The sequence below is a fragment of the Pseudomonas emilianonis genome, assembly GCF_023072625.1.
In the GTDB taxonomy this organism is placed as follows: Bacteria; Pseudomonadota; Gammaproteobacteria; order Pseudomonadales; family Pseudomonadaceae; genus Aquipseudomonas; species Aquipseudomonas paraveronii.
Genome location: NZ_JAKNRV010000577.1, coordinates 1 through 2,161, shown reverse-complemented (window position 1 = coordinate 2,161; position 2,161 = coordinate 1). Strand labels below are relative to the sequence as shown.

At 62.3% G+C, this 2,161-nt stretch carries 4 protein-coding genes; all 4 read left to right on the top strand.

Annotated elements, in window-relative coordinates; all coding sequences use genetic code 11:
- Positions 1-687, top strand: a 687-nt coding sequence (locus tag L9Z73_RS29570; protein WP_247408430.1) for a 3,4-dihydroxy-2-butanone-4-phosphate synthase, incomplete at its 5' end; no start/stop codon positions are given.
- Between the two features lie 88 nt (positions 688-775).
- A complete protein-coding gene (ribH, locus tag L9Z73_RS29565) occupies positions 776-1,252 on the top strand; it encodes a 6,7-dimethyl-8-ribityllumazine synthase (protein ID WP_247408428.1) in 477 nt (158 codons plus the stop codon).
- Positions 1,249-1,749, top strand: coding sequence for a transcription antitermination factor NusB (gene nusB / locus L9Z73_RS29560; protein WP_247408426.1), 501 nt, complete (start codon positions 1,249-1,251; stop codon positions 1,747-1,749). The genes ribH and nusB overlap by 4 nt, the downstream gene beginning before the upstream one ends.
- Before the next feature lie 18 nt (positions 1,750-1,767).
- Positions 1,768-2,161, top strand: a 394-nt coding sequence (locus tag L9Z73_RS29555; RefSeq protein WP_247408425.1) for an AIR synthase related protein, incomplete at its 3' end; no start/stop codon positions are given.

The window sequence follows — 2,161 nt, the reverse complement described above, 5'->3', positions numbered from 1 at the left end:
GGCACCCTGGCCCGTGCCGGCCACACCGAAGCCGCCTGCGACCTGGCGCGCATGGCCGGTTTCGAGCCGAGCGGGGTGATCTGCGAAGTGATGAACGACGACGGCACCATGGCCCGTCGTAGCGAGCTCGAAACCTTCGCCGCCGAACACAACCTCAAGATCGGCACGATTGCCGACCTGATTCACTACCGGATGATCCACGAACGTACCGTTCAGCGGATTGCCGAGCAGCCGCTGGACAGCGAACTGGGCCAATTCAACCTGGTGACCTACCGTGATTCGGTGGAAGGCGACGTCCATATGGCGCTGACCCTAGGCACCATCTGCGCCGACGAGCCGACCCTGGTGCGCGTCCACAACATGGACCCACTGCGCGACCTGTTGATGGTCAAGCAACCGGGGCGCTGGAGCCTGCGCGCCGCGATGGCTGCGGTGTCCGAGGCCGGCAGCGGAGTGGTGCTGCTGCTGGGCAACGCGGTGGATGGCGACGTCTTGCTCGCGCATATTCGCGAGTCTGCCGAGCAAACCCAGGTCAAAACGCCGACCACCTACAGCATCGTCGGCGCCGGTTCGCAGATCCTGCGCGACCTTGGCGTGCGCAAAATGCGCCTGATGAGCGCACCGATGAAATTTAATGCGATATCCGGTTTCGACCTGGAAGTTGTAGAATACGTGCCCTCCGAATAAAGGCTGGCGATTTTTGCCCCTTGTTCGCGGTTAAATCATCACTGAGGGACGCACTTTTAGCGTCCCGGCTCTTTAAGAGATTTGTCGAATGACCCTGAAGACCATCGAAGGTACCTTCATTGCCCCCAAAGGCCGCTATGCCCTGGTGGTTGGCCGCTTCAACAGCTTCGTGGTTGAAAGCCTGGTAAGCGGTGCCGTGGACGCCCTGGTTCGCCACGGTGTGAGCGAGAGCGACATCACCATCATCCGCGCCCCTGGCGCCTTCGAAATTCCGCTGGTTGCGCAAAAAGTTGCGCAACGCGGTGAATACGCGGCGATCATCGCCTTGGGCGCGGTCATTCGTGGCGGCACGCCGCACTTCGAATACGTGGCTGGCGAATGCACCAAGGGCCTGGCCCAGGTGTCCATGGAGTTCGGCGTACCGGTTGCTTTCGGCGTGCTGACTGTGGATTCGATCGAACAAGCTATCGAACGTTCCGGCACCAAGGCCGGTAACAAAGGTGCTGAAGCTGCCCTGTCCGCCCTGGAAATGGTCAGCCTGCTGGCGCAGTTGGAGGCCAAGTGATTTCCGACGAGAGCGATCGTTTCAACCCGCGCGACGAGCGTCCGGCGGACGCCGGTAAGCCATCGAAAAGCGAAAAGCGCCGTGCTGCCCGTCAGCTCGCCACCCAGGCGCTGTACCAGCGTCACATGGCCGGCACTTCGCTGAACGAAATCGAAGCGCAATTTCGCGTCGACAATGACTTCGCCTTCGCCGACCAGAGTTACTTCCACGACATCCTGCACGGTGTCCCGGCCAACCTGACCGAGATCGACGCTGCATTGACCCCGTGTCTGGACCTGACTATCGAAGAGCTGGACCCGGTTGAACTGGCCGTACTGCGCCTGTCCACCTGGGAACTGCTCAAGCGCGTCGACGTGCCGTACCGCGTGGTGATCAACGAAGGTATCGAACTGGCGAAAGTCTACGGTTCGACCGACGGTCACAAGTTCGTCAACGGCGTGCTCGACAAGCTGGCCCCGCGCCTGCGTGAAGCCGAAGTGAAGGCGTACAAGCGCTAACCTGCGCTTGAGTCCTGAATGGGCGAGTTTGAGCTGATCCGCAAATACTTCGCCGCCGCGCCCTGTGCGCAGGGCGGCGAGGGCATTGCCCTGGGGATCGGCGATGACTGCGCCTTGCTGGCGCTCCCCGCTGGGGAGCAGTTGGCAATCTCCACCGATACCTTAGTGGCCGGCGTGCATTTCGCCGACCCCTGTGATCCGTTCCTGCTCGGCCAGCGCTCGCTGGCCGTGGCAGTGAGCGATCTGGCCGCCATGGGCGCCCACCCCGTTGCATTTACCCTTGCCCTTACAACCCCCACCGTCGATGCCGACTGGCTGCAACGCTATGCCCAGGGTTTGAACGCCATGGCGCAGAACTGCGGCGTGGGCCTGGTCGGCGGCGATACCACGCGCGGGCCACTGAGCCTGACCA

Coding starts and splice junctions, on each gene's coding strand:
- ribH (WP_247408428.1), top strand. CDS start 776: ATGACCCTGAAGACCATCGAAGGTACCTTCATTGCCCCCAAAGGCCGC.